The organism is Candidatus Krumholzibacteriia bacterium, from assembly GCA_035268685.1.
GTDB lineage: Bacteria > Krumholzibacteriota > Krumholzibacteriia > JAJRXK01 > JAJRXK01 > JAJRXK01.
Genome location: DATFKK010000151.1, coordinates 1 through 2869 on the forward strand (window position 1 = coordinate 1; position 2869 = coordinate 2869).

The window sequence follows — 2869 nt, forward strand, 5'->3', positions numbered from 1 at the left end:
TGCGGCGGCGAATAGTTGCCGAACAGGTGCATGGTGGCGTCGGTGCCCTCGTAGTAGACCGCGAAGAAGTCCGTGCGACGCCGGTCGAGCAGGTCGAGAGCGATGTCGGTGTACCCGCGCGCGGTGGCGACCGCCTGGCGCAGATGCGGAAGCGGTCCGCCGAGTGGCCCGCGCTCCGGGTCGAAGCCGAGCTTGTCGGGCGGAAGGTCGACCATGGTCTGCAGCAGGGCGTCGTCGACGTCGTCGGGCGAGGGCAGCATGTCGAGGATCTCGGTCTGCATGTCCGACGGCCACACCTTGCCCGGCGCATCGATCTGCTGACCCGTGACCCCGAAGGAATGCCAGCCCACGTAGTCGCTCACCATGTACCCGTCGATGGGTTCGACCGGCCAGGTCGCCCACCAGCCGATCACCGTCGACGAGCGATCGCGCTCGGTGGCGATGTTCCACAGCGCCCGCACGTTCCGGTTGCGGCTGGAGATGGGGATCTTCTCGCCGTCCGGGCCGTCGGTCATGAACCAGGTGATCCCGTGCTCGTCGACCGTGCGCCCCGTGGCGATGCTCGTCCAGATCATGGGCGAGAGCAGCGGCTCGTCGCTGCGGAGCCGGCCGTAGGCTCCTTCCTCGCGGAGCTTCGCCAGGTTCGGCAGCTCGCCGCGCTCGATCATGGGATCGAGGATGTCCCAGTCGGCCCCGTCGAGCCCGATGACCCAGACCTGGGGTTCGTCGGCACCCCCGCCGCAGCCGGCGATCAGCAGCAGGGCGAACAGGCCGAGGACGAGCGAGCGGCGGCGACGGCCGCAAGTGAACGAGCGACGGCGACGGCCGAGAGCGGCACGGATGTCGGTCATGGCGGAATCCTCTCCGCGGTGCGCGCGCGAAGGCCGGGCACGGGATCGAGGGTGACGGGGCTGCCAGGTGGTGCGGCGACGCAGATGCCGCAACGGCAACAGTCTAGCCAGACCGCTGCCGCCGCCACAAGCCCGCGCGGGTCCGATCCCTGTGCCGGGAGCCGGACCGCGCGGCATCCGATGGAGACCCGATCAGGTCTTCGAGGCGTCGAAGATCGACTGGATGGCTTCGTCGAGCATCTGGTGGAAGGCCTCGTCCGACTGGCTGGCACTCAGCCCGTCGATCAGAGCCCGCGAGAAGCTCGCCACCATGTCGTTCTGTCGCGCCAGCCGCGCGTTGGCTTCCTCGCGCGGGTAGCCCCCCGACAGCGCCACGACCTTGACCACCTTCGGGTGCTCGATGCAGTCGCGGTAGAGGTTGTCCTTCTCCGGCAGCGTGAGCTTGAGCATGACCAGCTGGTCGTCGCCGAGCTGGTCGAGATGCTCCATGATCCCGGCCTTCAGCATGTCCTCGGCCTTGGCCTTGTCCGGGCAGTGGATGTCGACCTCGGGCTCGATGATCGGCACCAGGCCCGCTTCGATGACCTGGTGACCCAGCTCGAACTGCTGCTTCACGATCGCGGCGATCCCGTCGGCGTCGGCCTGCTTGATCACCGAGCGCTCCTTCGTGCCGAAGATGCCCTTCGACTTGGCCTTCTTCAGCAGGGCATCGACACCGGGGATCGGCTTCATGAGCTGAACGCCCTGCTGCTCCTCGGCCAGACCCTTGTCGATCTTCAGGATGGGAACGACCTTCTTCACGTCCCACAGGTAGTCCGCCGTCGGGCGCCCTTCGATCTCGCGATCCATGGTGTTCTCGAACAGGATCGCGGCCAGGATCCGGTCGCCGCCGAAGGCCTCGTCCGTGATGATCCGGGTGCGCATCTGGTGCACCAGGTCGAACATCTCGTCCTCGGTGGACCAGGCGTCGTCCGGCACTCCGTAGGCCCGCAGAGCCTTGGGCGTGCTGCCGCCGCTCTGGTCGAGCGCGGCGATGAAGCCGTCCTGCGTGCGGAACTTCTCCAACTGCTGGTCGAAATTGCTCACGATGGTCCTCGAGGGCTGAAGGTGTGAACGATCTCCCGGGCGCGCACGCTCGGGATGCCCGCGCGGGACGGCGGGCCCCACTCGGCCGGGCCGACACGATCGCGGCAACCCGCCCGGGCGTCAAATGGAGGGATGGGACCACTGCCAGGTGGCGACGCCCAGGCAGGTGACGGCGCGCGGGGCGCCCGTGCACGACATTGCGCGCGTCGCCCGTGTGCCGAGACCGACGCCCCCGTGACCCGGGTGCGCCCCCCGGCGGGCGGTACGGGACGATGGCGGACCGGACGGGACGCTCGGGGCCGATGACAGGGCGGTGCGGGCCGATGACGGAGCGCTCCAGGCCCCATCACGGAGCGCTCCAGGCTCATCACGGAGCGCTCCAGGCCCATCACGGACCGGACGGGGCGGCCACCGACTCGCCGACGGATCGCCGCGAACTCCCGAAGGTGAGCTCCGCGCGCCTGCGATTGTGCGCCCCGCACAGAACGCGCAGGTTTTCGGGGTCGTTGGCTCCGCCCAGGGCGAAGGGCTGGACGTGATCGACCTGGAGGTCGCGGGTGGCGCTGCACCACGTGCCGTCCGGGGCGACGTAGGTGCAGCGGTGGCCGTCACGGTCGAAGACCTCTTTTCGGGTGGCGCGGGGAATGTGGCGGCTCGCGGCTTTCGGCTTCGCGGGTTCGGCCTTCTTCTTCCGCGGCTTCGGCCCGTCGTGGTCCAGGTAGAAGTGGACCAGTGCGTTCAACGCCTCCTCCATCGACATCGCCTGCGGCTTCGTCCGCGACAGCTTCGCCCGCGCCCGCTCGAAGGCGGCGTGGTCCTCGGCGGTCAGCGTGAACGACAGGGCCATGCGGGGTTCGATGGCGGGTTCGGCATCGGGCGCTGGCGTCGAGATCCCCGCTTTCGGAGCGGAAGTGCCTGGGCCTGCACCACCG

General features: G+C 69.2%; 3 protein-coding genes. All 3 read right to left on the reverse strand.

The features are described 5' to 3' along the window. Nucleotides 1–851, reverse strand: an 851-nt coding sequence (locus VKA86_14100) for an alkaline phosphatase family protein (protein HKK72343.1), incomplete at its 3' end; no start/stop codon positions are given. A gap of 192 nt (nucleotides 852–1043) precedes the next feature. After that, a complete protein-coding gene (locus VKA86_14105) occupies nucleotides 1044–1937 on the reverse strand; it encodes a fructose bisphosphate aldolase (GenBank protein ID HKK72344.1) in 894 nt (297 codons plus the stop codon). A gap of 388 nt (nucleotides 1938–2325) precedes the next feature. Further along, nucleotides 2326–2869: HNH endonuclease signature motif containing protein (locus VKA86_14110; GenBank protein ID HKK72345.1), on the reverse strand; the 544-nt coding region annotated here is incomplete at its 5' end.